Raw genomic sequence first — 16,613 nt, 5'->3', positions numbered from 1 at the left:
GAGTCACGCCCTGGGTTGATTTGCCCAGAAAACGCCGTCCGGTCGCCTGTAGTGACTTACCGTGATCGAGTTCTGACAGTATGCCACCGATGAAGGTATCGGATGCGCTCAGAGCCACAATGCGATTCCGCCGTTCGCGGGCGGAAGTCCCCTTCGGGCTGGTCGCGCCCGTCCGTTCGGACCGCCGCACCAAGAACCTGACCAAACGGCTGCGACCCGGCGACATCGCCGTGATCGACCACGTCGACCTGGACCGGGTCAGTGCCGAGGCCCTGGTGGGCTGCGGGGTCTCGGCGGTGATCAACGTCGCCCGCAGTATCAGCGGACGCTATCCCAACCAGGGGCCCGAGATGATCGTGGCGGCCGGGATCCCCTTGGTGGACGACGTCGACCCCGAGGTCCTGACCCGCGTCCACGACGGGGAACGCCTGCGGCTGGAGGGCGCCACCCTCTACCGGGGAGGCGAGGTCGTCGCCCGGGGCACCCGCCAGGACAAGGAGAGCGTGGCCGCCGCCATGGCCGAGGCCCGCGCCGGGCTCGCCACGCAGCTGGAGGCCTTCGCCGCCAACACCATGGCCTATCTCCAGCGCGAGCGCGACCTTCTGCTGGACGGCATCGGCATCCCCGTGATCGGCACCTCCATGGAGGGGCGCCACGTCCTGATCGTCGTGCGCGGCTACCACTACCGCGAGGACATCGTCGCCCTGCGGCCCTACATCCGCGAGTTCCGGCCGGTCATCATCGCCGTGGACGGGGGAGCCGACGCGGTGATGGAGGCCGGCTACCGGCCCGACATCATCGTCGGGGACTTCGACTCCGTCTCCGACCAGGCCCTGACCAGCGGTGCCGAACTCGTGGTGCACGCCTACCGCGACGGCCGCGCCCCCGGACTCCAGCGCCTGACCGACCTGGGCCACGAGGCGGTCGTCTTCCCGGCGACCGGCACCAGCGAGGACGTGGCGATGATGCTCGCGGACGGCTCGGGTGCCAGCCTCATCGTCGCCGTGGGCACCCACGCCACCCTGGAGGAGTTCCTCGACAAGGGGCGCTCGGGCATGGCGAGCACCTTCCTCACCCGGTTGCGGGTCGGCGGGAAGCTGGTGGACGCCAAGGGCGTGAGCCGCCTCTACCGCTCCCGCATCTCTCCGTGGGCACTGCTCGGCCTGGTGGCCGCGTGCCTGCTCACCATCCTGGTCGCCGCCTACAGCTCGCCGGCCGGGCAGGTCTATCTCACCTTTCTCGCGGCGCGCTGGGACGCGTTCGTCTACTGGATGACGGGGCTGTTCACGTGATCGACTTCCGCTATCACCTCGTGTCCATCGTCGCGGTGTTCCTCGCGCTCACCGTCGGACTCGTCCTGGGCACCACGATGCTCCAGGACCCCCTGCTCAACACCCTCCAGTCCGAGACCGCCGACCTGCGCGGACAGAGCGAGGAGCTGCGCGCCGAGCGCGACGACTCCGAACAGCTCAACATCGGGGCGGACCAGTTCACCGACGCCGTCGCCGCCGACGTCCTGGAGGACCGGCTGCTCGACCGCGAGGTGGTCCTGGTCGCGGCGCCCGGCGCCGACGAGGAGGTCGTGCGGTCCCTGGGCGGGCGCGTGGAGGAGGCGGGCGGATCGGTCGTCGGTCGTCTGCTGTTCGAGGAGGCGTTCCTGGACAGCGGCAGCGCCACCTTCGTGGACGAACTCGCCCTCCAGACCGCCGCTGATCCCGGTGACCTCTCCGGCAACCCCTACGACAAGGCCGGAACAGCGCTCGGACACGCGCTGGCGGTCCCGTCCGAGGCCGACACGGAGACGGAGGGCGCCGAGGGCTCCGAGGACGCTGGCGGGTCCGAGGACTCCGAGGGCCGGGACGAGGAGAGGTCCGACGACTCCGAGGACGGGGCCGAGAGCCGGAGCCAGAGTGAGGGCGACGGTGACCGGGACACCGGCCACGACGCGGCCGCCGTCCTGTCCGCCTTCTCCGAGGGCGGGCTCCTCACGGTCGAGGGGTCCCCGGCGGAGTCGGCCGACACCGTGGTCGTGGTGGCCCCGGCCGCCAACGCTCCCGAGGAGGACCAGGAACGCGTCAACACCGCACTGACCAGCTTCACCGCGGCCCTGCACCAGCAGGTCGGCCCCACACTCCTCGCCGGGGGAGCCGACTCCGGCCGTCCGGGCGGTGTGATCGCCCAGGCACGGGCCCAGGAACGGACCCATGCCACGGTGGACGTGGCCGGGCGACCCACCGGTGATGTGGTCGCCGTCCTCGCCCTGGCCGACTCCCTCGGCGGTTCCGGCTCCCCGTACGGCATCGGTGAGGGTGTGGTCGGCTTCCTGCCCGACCCGCTGCCCGGGCCGGTCGAGACCGCCGAGACCGAGGCGGACACCGACGCCGAGGCGGCGGCGGGGTCCGGCAACGACGAGGCCCGCCGCAAGGCGCCCCGGAGCGGAGAGTGAGGCCCGTGCGCACGACCGCCACGGCCCGGACCTCCGCCGCCTCCCAGGTGGTCCGCGGGCTGACCGGCGCCGCCCTCGGCGCCCTGGCCGCCCGCTCCGCCTACACGGTGCTCAACCGGGTCGGCGACCGGTCCCCGGCCTGGCGGCGCGTCAACTTCCGGGGCCGCACCGTCACCCTCCAGGAGGGCCCGGCCCTGGCCTCGGGCGTGTGCGCCGCCTGCGTGCTCGCCCCCGGCCTCACCCCGCGCGTGCGCGCCGCCGCCTCCCTGGCCGCCGCGTCCTCGGCCGCCTTCGGCGCCTACGACGACCTGGCCGGGAACACGCGGGCCAAGGGGCTGCGCGGACACCTGGGCGCGTTGGCCCACGGTGAGGTGACCACCGGCGCGGTCAAGATGGCCGGGATCGGCGCCACGGGGCTGGCCTCCGCGTATCTGCTGCGCCGGGGACCGCTGGACACCCTGGTGGACGGTGCCCTGATCGCGGCCAGCGCCAACCTGGTCAACCTCTTCGACCTCCGGCCCGGACGGGCCGTGAAGTTCGCGCTGCTCGCCTCGGCACCCGCGCTGGCCTCCCCGGCCGCGCCGCTGCTGGGCCCGGTGCTGGGAGCCTCGGCCGCCCTGCTCCCCGACGAGCTGGCCGAACGCTCGATGCTCGGTGACGCCGGGGCCAACGCTCTCGGTGCCGCTCTGGGCGTGGCCGCCGCCGCCCGTGCGCCGCGACCGGTCCGCCTGGCCCTGCTCGGCGCCGTGGTCGGCCTGACCCTGGCCAGCGAGCGCACCAGCTTCTCCCAGGTGATCGAGCGCGTCCCCGTGTTGAACCGGCTGGACCGGTGGGGACGCGCGGACTCCGGCTCCCACGGGGCCGGGCGCCCCACAGCCGACCACCCGTCCGGGCCCCCCGCACCGAACGGAGCCGGGCGGAGCACGGCCCGAGGCGGAGCGGAGCCCGTGCCGCGCGCACGGCGCTCCACCGCCGCACCGGCTCCGGGGTGACCCGCGGGGTCGCCACGGCGGCGGCGCTCATCGCGGTGGTCACCGTGGGCGCCCGCCTGGCCGGGTTCGGCCGCACCGTCGTCTTCTCCCAGACCGTGGGCGACACCTGCCTGGGCACCGCCTACGTCACCGCCAACCAGCTCCCCGCCGTGCTGTTCGAGATCGTCATCGGCGGCGCCCTGACCGCCATGGTCGTCCCCGTCCTGGCCGCCTCGGTGCGGCGAGGCGACCACGAGCAGGTCCGCCACACCGCCTCGGCGCTGGTCACCTGGGTGCTGCTGCTCTCCCTGCCGTTGGCCACGCTGCTGGCGCTCGTCTCGGTTCCGGCGATGACCCTGCTGCTGGGGGCGGGGGTCGGCTGCGACCACGCCGCGCTGGTCGGTCTGGCCGCCCGCATGCTCGTGGTGTTCGCGCCGCAGATCGTCTTCTACGGGCTCGCCGCGGTGCTCTACGGCGTGCTCCAGTCCCACCGCCGGTTCCTGGCCCCCGCGCTGGCGCCCCTGGTGTCCAGCCTCGTCGTCATCGCCGCCTACCTGGTGTTCGTGCCCCTGGGCGCCGACCACCGGCAGGACCTCGGCGCCCTGCCGGTCTCCGCCGAACTCGTGCTCTCCCTGGGCACGACCGCCGGGGTGGTGGCGCTCTTCCTCACGGTGCTCGGCCCCGGCTGGGGGCTCGGGCTGCGGCTGCGCCCCCGCGTGACCTTCCCTCCCGGCGTGGGCGCGCGGGTGCGCGCCCTGGCCCTGGCCTCCCTGCTGCCGCTGGTGGCCATGCAGGTGAGCCTGCTGCTGTCGGTCGCCCTCGCCAACTGGGGCGGGGGAGCGGGCGCCTCCGTGCTCTACAGCTATGCCTGGGCACTGTTCACCCTGCCCTACGGGGTGATCGCCGTTCCCATCGCGACCAGTGCCTTCACCGCGCTGGCGGTGGCCGACGCCGAGGGGGACCGGGCCGGGTTCGACCGTCTGCTGTCGGGGAGCGCGCGGGCCTGCGTGGTGATCACCGCGGGGGTGGGGACGGCCCTGGCGGCGGCGGCCGGACCGCTGGCGGAGGTCTTCGCGCAGGTGGAACCGGCACCGCTGGAACGGGCCCTGCTGACCTACGCCCCGGGGGTGGTGGGTTTCGGTCTGGTGGCGCTGCTCAGCCGGGCGCTGTACGCGTCCCACCACGGGCGCTCCGCCGCCACCGCGCAGATCGTGGGATGGCTGGTGGTGATGGCGTGCGCAGTGGGGCTGGTGTGGTCGCTGCCACCGGGATGGTCCATCGCCGGGCTGGGCGCGGCGAGCACCACGGGACTCAGCCTGGCCGCCGCCCTGTTGTGCGCGGGGGTCGCGCGGGTCCACGGGGGCGGCGCGCTGTCCGGGCTGGGCCGATCCCTGTGGGCGGCGCTGGTCGCCGGCTGCGCGGGGTGGCTGGCCGGGCGGGGGGTGGCCACGGAGCTGGTCCGGGTCCTGGGAGACGGGATCGGCTGGACGGTGCTCGTCGCCGTCGCGGCGGGGTGCGCGGCGATGGTGGTCTTCGGCGGGGCGGCGGTCCTGGTGGACCGCTCCGCGCTGCGCACGGTCGTGGACCGTGCTCGGAACATGCGTCAACGAGGGAGGGAGTCACGGTGAACGGCAGGATCGCGTTGGTCGTGGGGACGGTCAGCGGCGGGGTGGGACGCCACGTGCGCTCACTGGGTGAGGGGCTGGTGGGCCGGGGGTTCCGGGTGGCGGTGGTCGGACCGCCCTCCGCCGACCGGGAGTTCGGGTTCTCGTCACTGGGCATGCGCTTCTCCCCGGTGCCGATCGGGCCCTCGCCCGCGCCGGGCGACCCCGGGGTGGTGCTGCGGTTGAACGCGCTGCTGCGCGGGGCGGACGTGGTGCACGCGCACGGACTGCGGGCCGGGGCCCTGTGCGCCCTGGCGGGGGCCCGGCCGCTGGTGGTCACCGCGCACAACGCCCCGCCCGTGGTCGGCGGGGTCCTGGGCGCGGTCTACCCGGTGCTGGAGCGGATCGTGGCCCATCGCGCGCAGGTGGTCCTGGGGGTCTCCGGTGACCTCGTGCGCAGACTCGCGGCGGCGGGGGCGAAGGACGCCCGGATGGCGGTGGTGGCCGCCCCGGAGACGGGCAGGCCGCTGAGGGGGCGGTCGGAGACACGGGCCGACCTGGCGGTGGAGCCCGACCGTCCGCTGCTGCTGACGGTGGCCCGGCTCGCGGAACAGAAGGGACTGGACACCCTGCTGGCGGCGGCGCCGGCGATCGCGGACCGGACACCCGAACCCGTGGTGGCCATCGCCGGGGACGGCCCGCTGTGGGGTGAGCTGCACGACGCCGCCGCCGGGATGCCGGGGGACGTGCGCATGCTCGGGCACCGCTCCGACGTGGCGGACCTGCTGGCGGCGGCGGACGTGTTCTGCCTCACGAGCCAGTGGGAGGGGCCCTCGCTGGTCATCATGGAGGCGCTGCGGGCCGGTCTGCCGGTGGTCTCCACCCGTGTGGGCGGCATCCCCGACCTCTACTCGGGGACGGTCCTGATGGTGCCGCCCGGCGACCCGGCCGCCTTCGCGTCGGCGGTCGGTCGGGTCCTGGACGACCCCGACCTCGCCGCCGACCTGCGGACCCGTTCCCGGGAGGCCGCCCGCAGGCTGCCCTCGGAGGAGGACGCGGTGGAGGCGGCGTGCTCGGTGTACAAGTCGGTGGCGCGCTGGTGAGCGTGGCGGTCCGCCCCATCCGGGCCGTGGACCGGACACGCCGCGCCCGGGCCCGGACGGTCGCGGCGCGGCATGTCCGACGGGTGTGAAAGACGTGTCTCCGGGGAGGGGTGCGTACCGCCGCGTGGGTGACTTCCCCGGAGAGGATTTCGATGCCATGCTGAGTACCGGCTCGGATGGCGTAACCTGTTCTGGTGCGCTCTACGCGCCTGCGTCACCTGCTTCACCACGTGAGGGGAGTATCCCTGTCGCGGCGGTGCCGTCATCACGGAGTACAACGGCGTGCTCCCGGTTCCGTCGGTTCACGTCCTCGGACGTGAGCGGGAGAGACCTCCGGTTATCTGCTGTGCGTGCAAACTGCTCGCGCGCACCGACCGGAGGAGAATCCGTCAGTGAACGTTCCTTTGTGGGTCTGGGCCGCCACCATCGCGGCCATGGTGCTGATCCTCGCCCTGGACCTGGTGATCGTCGACCACCCGTGGAGCAAGACCAAGGGTCCCAAGGAGTTCGGGATCAAGCAGGCCTCCTGGTGGGCCGTCTTCTACATCGGCATCGCCATCGTGTTCGGCTTCGGGGTCATGTACTTCGGCAGCCCGACGTCGGGCGCCGAGTACTTCGCCGGGTTCGTCACCGAGAAGAGCCTGAGCATCGACAACCTCTTCGTGTTCTACCTTCTGATGACCGCGTTCGCGGTCCCGAAGAAGTACCAGCACGAGGTCCTGCTCGTCGGCATCGTCATCGCGATCGTCATGCGCGGCTTCTTCATCGTGCTGGGCGCGCAGGTCATCAACGCCTGGAGCGAGGTCTTCTACCTCTTCGGCGTCTTCCTCATCTACACCGGTTACAAGATCGTCCGTGACCACGTGAAGGGCGACGAGGAGGACAAGGACTTCACGCAGACGCCCGTCGTGCGCCTGGTGAAGCGCTTCTGGCCGGTGACCAAGGACTACCACGGCGCCAAGCTGACCGTGAAGCTCGACGGCCGCCGCCACGTGACCCCGATGCTGCTGGTGATCGTCGCGATCGGCGTCATCGACCTCGTCTTCGCCGTCGACTCCATCCCGGCCATCTTCGGCCTGACGCAGGACGCCTACATCGTCTTCACCGCCAACGCCTTCGCCCTCATGGGCCTGCGCCAGCTGTACTTCCTGCTGGCCGGACTGATGGACCGCCTGGCCTACATCAGCTGGGGCCTGTCCGCGATCATGGTGTTCATCGGCGTGAAGATGATCCTGCACGCGCTCCACGAGAACGGCGTGCACGTCATCGACATCGGCATCGGCACCTCGCTCACCGTGATCCTGGGCATCATGACCATCACCATCGTCGGCAGTCTGATCAAGTCCGGCGTCGACCAGCGCCGCGAGGCCGAGGTCGAGGGCAAGGACGAGGACGCCACGGCCGACCGCTCCTGACCCCGAACCGCCCCGTTCCCGGACGTTTCCGGAGTCCGCTCCGGGCAACCGCGGAAACCCACCTCGTTCGAACGGTTGTTCGTTTATAGTGGTGGTGTCCCGACGCACACGCGTCGGGGCACCACCATTTTCGCGTGGCGGAAGAAACCGCCCCGGGTGATCGTTACTGTGGTCGGACGGGGTGTCGCGTCACCATTCCCCGACATCCCCTGAGCGGCCCGGTTCCGGAGCCGCGGCGGCCCCGCGGGGGTCCGCGACCGCCTCAACGCGAAGCCATACACGGGTCCACCGACGTCACTTCGACGTGGTCCGCGTCCTGTGCGTCAGAGCCGAAGGATGTCTCACTCGATGGTCGAACAACTCGTGGTCCGTGGAGCACGGGAGCACAACCTCAAGGACGTGTCGCTGGACCTGCCGCGCGACTCCATGATCGTGTTCACCGGCCTGTCCGGTTCGGGCAAGTCCTCGCTCGCCTTCGACACGATCTTCGCCGAGGGCCAGCGCCGCTACGTCGAGTCCCTCTCCGCGTACGCCCGCCAGTTCCTGGGTCAGATGGACAAGCCCGACGTCGACTTCATCGAGGGGCTGTCCCCGGCGGTCTCGATCGACCAGAAGTCGACCAGCCGCAACCCGCGGTCCACGGTGGGCACCATCACCGAGGTCTACGACTACCTGCGCCTGCTCTGGGCCCGCGTGGGCGTTCCGCACTGTCCGGAGTGCCACCGCGAGATCGCCCGGCAGACGCCGCAGCAGATCGTCGACCGGGTCATGGAGATGACCGAGGGCACCCGCTTCCAGGTGCTCGCCCCGGTCGTGCGCGGCCGCAAGGGCGAGTACGTCGAACTCTTCAAGGACCTCCAGTCCAAGGGCTACACGCGCGCCGTCGTCGACGGCCAGGCGGTCCGGTTGGACGAGGCGCCCAAGCTCGGCCGCTACGACAAGCACGACATCGCCGTGGTCGTGGACCGCCTCGCCGTCAAGCCCGGCGCGAACGGGCGGCTCACCGACTCGGTGGAGACCGCGCTCAAGCTGGCCGGCGGCACCATCGTCCTGGACTTCGTGGACCTGGAGAGCGACGACCCCGAGCGGGAGAAGGTCTTCTCCGAGCACCTCTACTGCCCCTACGACGACCTCTCCTTCGAGCAGCTCGAACCGCGCTCCTTCTCCTTCAACGCGCCCTACGGCGCCTGCCCCGACTGCTCCGGCCTGGGCACCCGCATGGAGGTCGACGCGGACCTGCTGGTCCCCGACCCGGAGAAGACCCTGGCCGAGGGGGCCATCGCGCCCTGGTCGGGCGGGCCCAACGGCGGCTACTGGGAACGCATCCTCAAGGCGCTGGGTGAGGCCGTGGGGTTCGACACCGACACCTCCTGGGAGCGGCTGCCGCGCCGCGCGCGCAAGGCGATCCTGGAGGGCCACGACACCCAGGTCCACGTCAGCTACCGGAACCGGTACGGGCGCAACCGCTCCTACTACACGGAGTTCGAGGGCGTGATCCCCTGGGTGAAGCGCCGCCACTCCGAGGTGGAGAGCGACCACACCCGCGAGCGCCTCGAGGGCTACATGCGCTCGGTGCCGTGCCCCACCTGTGACGGCACCCGGCTCAAGCCGGTCGTCCTCGCCGTGACGGTCGGCGGTAAGTCGATCGCGGACGTCGCCTCCATGGCGCTCGGCGAGAGCGCCGCCTTCCTGGCCGGGCTCCGGCTCTCCGACCGTGACATGGTCATCGCCGCGCAGGTGCTCAAGGAGATCAACGCCCGGCTGGGCTTCCTGCTGGACGTGGGGCTGGACTACCTGAGCCTGGCCCGCTCCTCCGGGTCGCTCTCCGGCGGCGAGGCCCAGCGCATCCGGCTGGCCACCCAGATCGGGTCCGGTCTGGTGGGCGTTCTGTACGTCCTGGACGAGCCCTCCATCGGCCTGCACCAGCGCGACAACGCCCGGCTGCTGGAGACCCTCCAGAGACTGCGCGACATCGGCAACACGCTCATCGTGGTCGAGCACGACGAGGACACCATCCGCGCCGCCGACTGGGTCGTGGACATCGGTCCCGGCGCGGGCGAGCACGGCGGGCACGTCGTGGTCACGGGCATCGTGGACGAGCTGCTCACCTCGTCCGACTCGCTGACCGGCGACTACCTGGCCGGTCGGCGCGCGATCGAGCTCCCGTCCGAGCGGCGCCCGCTGACCAGGGGGCACGAGCTCGTGGTCCGGGGTGCGCGGGAGAACAACCTGCACGGCATCGACGTGTCGTTCCCGCTGGGCGTGTTCACGGCGGTCACCGGTGTGTCCGGTTCGGGCAAGTCCACCCTGGTCAACGAGATCCTGTACAAGGCCCTGGCCAAGGAGCTCAACGGGGCGCGCGACGTGCCCGGCCGCCACCTGCGGGTGAACGGGATGAACAAGGTCGACAAGGTGGTGCACGTCGACCAGAGTCCGATCGGTCGCACGCCGCGCTCCAACCCGGCCACCTACTCCGGGGTCTTCGACCACGTGCGCAAACTGTTCGCGCAGACCACCGACGCCAAGACGCGCGGTTACCAGCCCGGCCGGTTCTCGTTCAACGTCAAGGGCGGCCGCTGCGAGGCCTGCTCCGGCGACGGCACGCTCCGGATCGAGATGCAGTTCCTGCCGGACGTGTACGTGCCCTGCGAGGTCTGCCACGGGGCGCGGTACAACCGCGAGACCCTCCAGGTGAAGTACAAGGGCAAGAACATCGCCGAGGTGCTGGACATGCCGATCGCGGAGGCCCTGGAGTTCTTCGAGCCGGTCAACGCGATCCGCCGCCACCTCCAGACGCTGGCCGACGTCGGTCTGGGCTACGTGCGCCTGGGCCAGCCCGCCACGACGCTCTCCGGCGGCGAGGCCCAGCGCGTGAAGCTCGCCGCCGAGCTCCAGCGCCGGTCCACCGGCCGCACCGTGTACGTGCTCGACGAGCCCACCACCGGTCTGCACTTCGAGGACATCCGCAAGCTGCTGGGGGTCCTCAACCGGCTGACCGACACCGGGAACACGGTGATCGTCATCGAGCACAACCTCGACGTGATCAAGACGGCCGACCACGTCATCGACATGGGACCCGAGGGCGGTTCCGGCGGTGGCACGCTCGTGGCCGAGGGCACCCCGGAGGAGGTCGCCGCGGTCGCGGAGTCCTACACCGGTCAGTTCCTCGCCAAGATGCTCTGACCCGCGTTCCGGCGCCCGCACGGTCTCCGTGCGGGCGCCGTGTCGTGTGCGGGAACGGGTCCCAGTGTGAGCGCCGGTCTTCGTGCTCCGGCTCCGTGGGCCACGGGAGACGCCGCCCCTCCCGACGGCCCGCGAACGGCCCACGCGCGGGCCCTGCCATCGCTGCCCGGTCCTCGGGGCGACGCGTTCTCCCTTGCGCTCTCCGCCAACTCCACGAAGTTCGCGACAGTCACGGGTGCGTGGTCGGGCAGCAGTTCCACCTGATCACGCCGTGGTTGGTGGTGAGCTCGGCCGTTACGGTCTCGGTGGTGGTCATGGCGATTCCTTGAGGTGATCGACTCGGGTGGGGGTGGAGTGGGGAACGCGGACACGACTCTCGGTGCCGTCAAGGCGGGGCCGTCCCCTTCCCGTCTGACAGGCTGTCCCCATGCTTGGACGACTGCGCGCCGTGACCGTCGACTGCCCCGATCCCGGGGCCCTGGCCGACTTCTACTCCGAACTCCTGGGGCTCCCGGTCACCAGGCGTGACCGCGACTGGGCGGGGATCGGTGACGGGACCCGGCCCGTGATCGACTTCCAACGGGTGGAGGACCACCGGGCCCCGGCCTGGCCGGATCCCGAGCGCCCCCAACAGATGCACTTCGAGATCATGGTCGAGGACATCGGGGCGGCCCACGCCCGGGTGCTGGAGTTGGGCGCGCGTCTGCTCGCCGTGTCCGAGGAGCGGCCCGAGAACCTGTACCGGGTCTACGCCGACCCGGCCGGTCACCCCTTCTGCCTGGAGTTCAGGGCGTGACCGCCGTAGGTCACCGGTGTGCGCCCCCTCCGTTCGGTCGACTGGCTGAGGGCGCCGACCGGTTCTCCTCGGCCCTGGGAAGCCTGCGGCGGGGGAGGACCGCCGACCGCGCGAGCAGGGGCCGGTGCGGGGCACCCGAGCCGACCTACTACGATTCGTAGTGGAATTCAGGCGCAGGTGAGGAGCGGTCGGTCGTGGCTGGAACGAGGACATGCGGGTGCGGGGTGAGCAGGCGTCGTCTGCTCGGAACGGCGGGGGCGGCGGCCGCCGTGACCGCCGTGAGCGCCTGCGGTCAGCCCCCGGACCCCCAGGAGGTGCGCCGGGGCCACGTGGTCGGTCAGACCACGGACGTTCCGGAGGGCGGCGGGGCGGTCTTCAGCCACAGCAAGCTGGTGGTGACCCAGCCCGAGGAGGGCGAGTACCGGGCCTTCAGCGCCGCCTGCACCCACGGCGGCTGCACGGTCCAGGAGGTCGAGGACGAGGTCATCCGTTGCCTCTGCCACGGGAGCGAGTTCGACATCGTCTCCGGCGAGGTCGTCACGGGCCCGGCGGAGGAGCCCTTGGAGAAGTTCACCGTCACCATCGACGGGACCGACATCATCCTCGACTGACCCGGCCCACGCACGACGGAGCCCCACCGAACTCTCGGTGGGGCTCCGCGTGCGTACGGGGCGGGGTACGGGGCGTCAGACCTCTTCGGGGTTGCCCGACTGCGCCGAACCCTCGCTGTCGTCGTGGGCCGCGACCGGGGCGGGAGAGGCCCGGCGGAACGCCGAGGTCGGGAACCGCGCCGCGTAGTCGGACTCGTCGTCCCCGGCGCTGATGAACTCCGTGCGGTTGCGCGGCAGGGACTCGGGGTAGTTGGTGGCCAACCAGGTGACCAGGTGCTCGCGGATCTCGCAGGCGATGTTCCACTGGTTGCCGGTGTCGGAGGCGGTGGCCACCACCCGGACCATGACCTCACCGGAGTCGGTGATGTCCACGACCTGGCAGGACCAGCTGCGCCCGTCCCAGAACCTGCTGGCGGTGATCAGCCGCCCGGTCTCCTCGCGCAGGTCCGCGATGGGCACCTCCCAGTCCAGGGGGAGCTGGACCTTGGCGGTGATGTTGGTCCCGGCCTTGGTCCAGTTCTCGAAGCTGGTGGTGGTGAAGTTGGCGACCGGGACGACCAGTCGGCGCTCGTCCCAGATCTTGATGGTGACGTTGACCAGGCTGAGCTCCTCGACCCGGCCCCACTCGCCCTCGACCACGACGACGTCCCCGATGCGCAGGGCGTCGCTGAAGGCCAGCTGGAGTCCCGCGAACAGGTTTCCGAGGGTCGACTGGGCCGCGACACCGGCGACGATACCGATGACACCGGCGGAGGCCAGGAGCCCGGCGCCGAGCGCCTGGACCTCGGGGAAGGTGAAGAGGATGGAGGCGATGGCCAGGACCACGATGACCGAGGTGATGACCCTGCGCAGCAGCCGTACCTGGGTCTGGAGTCGGCGGGCCCGGCGGTCGGCGTCGCCGTTGCGCGCGGAGAGGCGCTCCAGCACCATGTCGGTGGCCGCGTAGGCCAGGCTGATCCCGAGCGCGGTCAGGGTGCCGATCATCAGGATCGTCATCGCGTGGTCGATGGTCTGGAAGGTGCTCCAGGCCACGTCCCCCCGACTGGGGAGCGCGAGGTTGGCCCCGGCGACCGCCGCGGCGGTGTACGCGGTGACCGCCGAACGCGCGACCACGTAGCGGGCCATCGGCCAGACCTTGCCCAACTTGTGGTTGAGCAGCCACTGGAGGATGAAGACCAGGGCCATCGAGACCGAGACGGCGATGCCGATCGCGATCCACTGGGAGACGGACACGTCGAAGCGCCCCCTTGTCGTTCATGTCGGGAAGTTCAGCTGTACCCGCCCAACCTAGACCATGCAGATATCCAATCGTGACGTTTGCTTGTACTGATTCCTCCGGAGTGACCCGCTCCACGGGGGCGCGTCGCGCGGACCGGTGGCCGTCTGTCCCCGGGAGCGACCAGAATGGGGGTATGGCTGCGACTCCTCACCTGCGCCCCGCCCCCGGGTCCATCCCGACCGAGCCGGGCGTCTACCGATTCCGGGACGCCTCCGGCCGGGTCATCTACGTGGGCAAGGCCAAGAACCTGCGGTCGAGGCTGTCCTCCTACTTCCGGGACTTCGCCGGACTGCACCCCCGTACCCAGCAGATGGTCTCCACCGCCGCCGACGTCGACTGGACGATCGTCGGCACCGAGGTCGAGGCCCTCCAGCTGGAGTACTCCTGGATCAAGCAGTACGACCCGCGCTTCAACGTCAAGTACCGCGACGACAAGAGCTACCCCTACCTGGCGGTGACCCTCAACGAGGAGTTCCCCCGAGTCCAGGTGATGCGGGGCGCCAAGCGCCGTGGCGTGCGCTACTTCGGCCCCTACTCGCACGCCTGGGCGATCCGCGAGACCGTCGACCTGCTGCTGCGGGTCTTCCCCGTGCGCACCTGCTCGCCGGGGGTGTTCCGGGGCGCGCGCAACAGCGGCCGCCCCTGCCTCCTCGGTTACATCGGCAAGTGCGTGGCGCCCTGCGTGGGCCGGGCCAGCCCCGAGGAGCACCGCGAACTGGCGGAGGACTTCTGTTCGTTCCTGGCCGGGGACACCGGGCGCTTCATTCGTCAGCTGGAGGCGCGGATGACCGAAGCGGCCCAGGAGATGGAGTACGAACGGGCCGCACGGATCCGCGACGACATCGAGGCCCTGCGCGCCGCCCTGGAGAAGCAGGCCGTGGTCCTGCCCGACTCCACCGACTGCGACGTCATCGCCATGTCCGACGACCCGCTGGAGGCGGCGGTCCAGATCTTCCACGTGCGGGGCGGCCGGATCCGCGGTCAGCGCGGCTACGTGGTGGACAAGGTGACCGACGCCAGCCCCGGGGAGCTCATGCAGAACTTCCTGCGCCAGCTCTACGGCTCCCTGGACGGGTCCGAGGAGACCGAGGGCACCGGCACGTCGATCCCGCGCGAGGTCCTGGTCTCCCACGAGCCGGACGACCCCGACGCCGTGGCGAGCTGGCTGGCCGAGCACCGGGGCGCGGCGGTGGACCTGCGCGTGCCCCAGCGCGGCGACAAGAAGTCCCTCATGGAGACCGTGGACAAGAACGCCCGCGAGGCACTGGCCCGGCACAAGACCCACCGCGCCGGGGACCTCAGCACCCGGGGCCGCGCCCTGAACGAGATCCAGGAGGCGCTGGACCTGCCCGAGGCGCCGCTGCGCATCGAGTGCTTCGACATCTCCAACCTCCAGGGCGAGCACGTGGTGGCCTCGATGGTGGTCTTCGAGGACGGCCTGGCCCGCAAGTCCGAGTACCGGAGGTTCTCCGTGCGCGGCAGCGGGGCCGGAGGAGCGGAGCAGCACGACGTGGCCGCCATGTACGAGGTGGTCAGGCGCCGGTTCCGCCGCTACCTGGAGGAGAGCGCGCGCGCCGGTGAGGTGGCCCGCATGGGCGGCACCGACGACCACGCGGACACCGACGGGCACGGGCTCACGGGCGGGAGCGGCACCTCCGAGGAGCCCGCGCCCGGCAAGTTCGCCTATCCGCCTAACCTGGTGGTGGTGGACGGCGCCCGCCCGCAGGCGGAGGCGGCGCGGCGCGCGTTGGACGAACTCGGCATCGAGGACGTGGCCGTCTGCGGTCTGGCCAAGCGCCTGGAGGAGGTGTGGCTGCCCGACGACGAGGATCCGGTGATCCTTCCGCGCGCGGGCGAGGGCCTCTACCTCCTCCAGCGGGTCCGCGACGAGGCCCACCGATTCGCCATCCAGTACCACCGGCAGAAGCGCGCCAAGGCGCTCACCGGGAGCAGCCTGGACGAACTGCCGGGTCTGGGTCCGGCGCGCAGGACCGCCCTCATCAAGGAGTTCGGTTCGGTGCGCAGACTCGCCTCGGCGAGTACCGAGGAGATCGCGGCGGTACCCGGGATCGGCCCCAAACTGGCCGAGTCCGTGCACGCACATCTGTCCGGTGGCCCCGGCCGGAGGGACGCGGAGGGTGACGGGGCGACGGCAAGGCAAGGCACAGACGGGGGAGGAGACACATGACGGTCGAACTGGGCGGGGAGCTACCGCCGGACGTGGTCATCGTCACCGGGATGTCCGGTGCGGGTCGGAGTACGGCGGCCAGGGCCCTGGAGGACCTGGACTGGTTCGTGGTGGACAACCTGCCACCCGGGCTGCTGCCCACGATGATCGAGCTCGCGGGCCGCACCCACGGGGCGGTTCCCCGGGTGGCGGTGGTGGTGGACGTGCGTTCACTCGCCTTCACGGAGGACCTGCTGTCCACGGTGGAGGAACTGCGCAAGCGCGACATCACCGCGCGGGTGCTGTACCTGGAGGCGGGTGACGACGCCCTGGTGCGCCGCTTCGAGGGGGTCCGCCGCCCCCACCCCCTCCAGGGCGACGGTCGCCTGACCGACGGCATCGACCGTGAGCGGGAGACGCTGCGCGCGATCCGTGGCGAGGCCGACCTGGTCATCGACACCTCCCAGCTCAACGTGCACCAGCTCAAGGCGCGGGTGATCGGGTTCTTCGGGGAGAGCGACGAGGTGCGCCCGCGCGCCAACGTGGTCTCCTTCGGGTTCAAGCACGGCCTGCCGGTCGACGCCGACCTGGTCCTGGACTGCCGGTTCCTGCCCAACCCGCACTGGGTGCCGGACCTGCGGCCGATGAACGGCCGTGACGAGCCGGTCCGGGACTACGTGCTCTCCCAGGACGGCGCCAAGGAGATGCTGGAGGCGTACTCGGAGGTCCTGAAGCTGACCATCGCCGGGTACCAGCGCGAGGGCAAGCACTACATGACGCTGGCGGTGGGCTGTACCGGCGGCAAGCACCGCAGTGTGGCCATGGCGGAGCAGTTCGGTGAGCGGCTGCGGGCGCAGGGCGTGGACGTGCACGTGGTCCACCGGGACGTGGGCCGGGAGTGACGCGCGTTCCGGCGAGCACGGGGTCGGCGGCGGCACGGTCGCCCGGACGTCCGTGACCTGGTGGTGAACGCACCGGACCCACCCCGGGGGACTCGTGTCCCCCGGGGCCGCCGGAGACGGTTCGCCGCACTGGTGT

12 protein-coding genes are annotated in these 16,613 nt (G+C 71.4%); 11 read left to right on the top strand and 1 reads right to left on the bottom strand.

All coding sequences use genetic code 11. The features are described from left to right. Positions 1-119: 119 nt before the first annotated feature. The 9 genes from steA (at position 120) to ACRWK8_RS08695 (ending at position 12,129) form a co-directional block, all read left to right on the top strand. Positions 120-1,292, top strand: coding sequence for a putative cytokinetic ring protein SteA (steA, locus tag ACRWK8_RS08735; RefSeq protein WP_378739114.1), 1,173 nt, complete (start codon positions 120-122; stop codon positions 1,290-1,292). Continuing rightward, a complete protein-coding gene (locus tag ACRWK8_RS08730) occupies positions 1,289-2,446 on the top strand; it encodes a copper transporter (RefSeq protein WP_431869466.1) in 1,158 nt (385 codons plus the stop codon). The genes steA and ACRWK8_RS08730 overlap by 4 nt, the downstream gene beginning before the upstream one ends. An 83-nt stretch (positions 2,447-2,529) precedes the next feature. Beyond that, complete coding sequence (locus ACRWK8_RS08725; RefSeq protein ID WP_431869500.1) at positions 2,530-3,438, top strand: hypothetical protein; 909 nt, start codon at positions 2,530-2,532, stop codon at positions 3,436-3,438. After that, positions 3,435-5,045 (top strand): murein biosynthesis integral membrane protein MurJ, encoded by a 1,611-nt coding sequence (gene murJ / locus ACRWK8_RS08720; RefSeq protein ID WP_431869464.1) that lies wholly within the window; start codon positions 3,435-3,437, stop codon positions 5,043-5,045. Before ACRWK8_RS08725 ends, murJ begins: the two co-directional genes overlap by 4 nt. Next, positions 5,042-6,124: a glycosyltransferase family 4 protein gene (locus ACRWK8_RS08715; RefSeq protein ID WP_431869462.1), complete on the top strand. Its 1,083-nt coding sequence runs from the start codon at positions 5,042-5,044 to the stop codon at positions 6,122-6,124. The genes murJ and ACRWK8_RS08715 overlap by 4 nt, the downstream gene beginning before the upstream one ends. 392 nt (positions 6,125-6,516) lie before the next feature. After that, positions 6,517-7,539 (top strand): TerC family protein, encoded by a 1,023-nt coding sequence (locus ACRWK8_RS08710; RefSeq protein WP_378739127.1) that lies wholly within the window; start codon positions 6,517-6,519, stop codon positions 7,537-7,539. Positions 7,540-7,887: 348 nt separating this feature from the next. After that, a complete protein-coding gene (uvrA, locus tag ACRWK8_RS08705) occupies positions 7,888-10,722 on the top strand; it encodes an excinuclease ABC subunit UvrA (RefSeq protein ID WP_378739129.1) in 2,835 nt (944 codons plus the stop codon). A gap of 427 nt (positions 10,723-11,149) precedes the next feature. Then, positions 11,150-11,518 carry a VOC family protein gene (locus ACRWK8_RS08700; RefSeq protein WP_378739131.1) on the top strand — a complete coding sequence of 123 codons (369 nt, stop codon included), beginning with the start codon at positions 11,150-11,152 and terminating at the stop codon, positions 11,516-11,518. A gap of 224 nt (positions 11,519-11,742) precedes the next feature. Continuing rightward, the gene (locus ACRWK8_RS08695) at positions 11,743-12,129 is read left to right on the top strand and encodes a Rieske (2Fe-2S) protein (RefSeq protein WP_378739133.1); all 387 of its coding nucleotides are present in this window, start codon (positions 11,743-11,745) and stop codon (positions 12,127-12,129) included. A 75-nt stretch (positions 12,130-12,204) separates the two neighbouring features. Here the strand turns inward: ACRWK8_RS08695 and ACRWK8_RS08690 are convergent, their stop codons facing one another. Next, positions 12,205-13,362, bottom strand: coding sequence for a mechanosensitive ion channel family protein (locus ACRWK8_RS08690; protein ID WP_378739135.1), 1,158 nt, complete (start codon positions 13,360-13,362; stop codon positions 12,205-12,207). Between the two features lie 179 nt (positions 13,363-13,541). Between ACRWK8_RS08690 and uvrC the strand changes: the two genes are divergently transcribed. Together uvrC and rapZ are read left to right on the top strand one after the other, a co-directional pair. Continuing rightward, positions 13,542-15,596, top strand: a complete 2,055-nt coding sequence (gene uvrC, locus ACRWK8_RS08685; RefSeq protein WP_431869458.1) for an excinuclease ABC subunit UvrC — start codon at positions 13,542-13,544, stop codon at positions 15,594-15,596. Next, positions 15,593-16,477: an RNase adapter RapZ gene (gene rapZ / locus ACRWK8_RS08680; protein ID WP_378739139.1), complete on the top strand. Its 885-nt coding sequence runs from the start codon at positions 15,593-15,595 to the stop codon at positions 16,475-16,477. Before uvrC ends, rapZ begins: the two co-directional genes overlap by 4 nt. Positions 16,478-16,613: the final 136 nt, after the last annotated feature.

The organism is Nocardiopsis eucommiae (genome assembly GCF_965344335.1).
GTDB classification, from domain to species: Bacteria; Actinomycetota; Actinomycetes; order Streptosporangiales; family Streptosporangiaceae; genus Nocardiopsis; species Nocardiopsis eucommiae.
Note: the sequence above shows the minus strand (reverse complement) of the source record. Positions and strands in the feature narration are given on the sequence as shown.

Excerpts from the sequence above, each read along its gene's own strand:
- steA (WP_378739114.1), top strand. The coding sequence starts at position 120 with ATGCGATTCCGCCGTTCGCGGGCGGAAGTCCCCTTCGGGCTGGTCGCG.
- uvrA (WP_378739129.1), top strand. The coding sequence starts at position 7,888 with ATGGTCGAACAACTCGTGGTCCGTGGAGCACGGGAGCACAACCTCAAG.
- ACRWK8_RS08700 (WP_378739131.1), top strand. The coding sequence starts at position 11,150 with ATGCTTGGACGACTGCGCGCCGTGACCGTCGACTGCCCCGATCCCGGG.
- uvrC (WP_431869458.1), top strand. The coding sequence starts at position 13,542 with ATGGCTGCGACTCCTCACCTGCGCCCCGCCCCCGGGTCCATCCCGACC.
- rapZ (WP_378739139.1), top strand. The coding sequence starts at position 15,593 with ATGACGGTCGAACTGGGCGGGGAGCTACCGCCGGACGTGGTCATCGTC.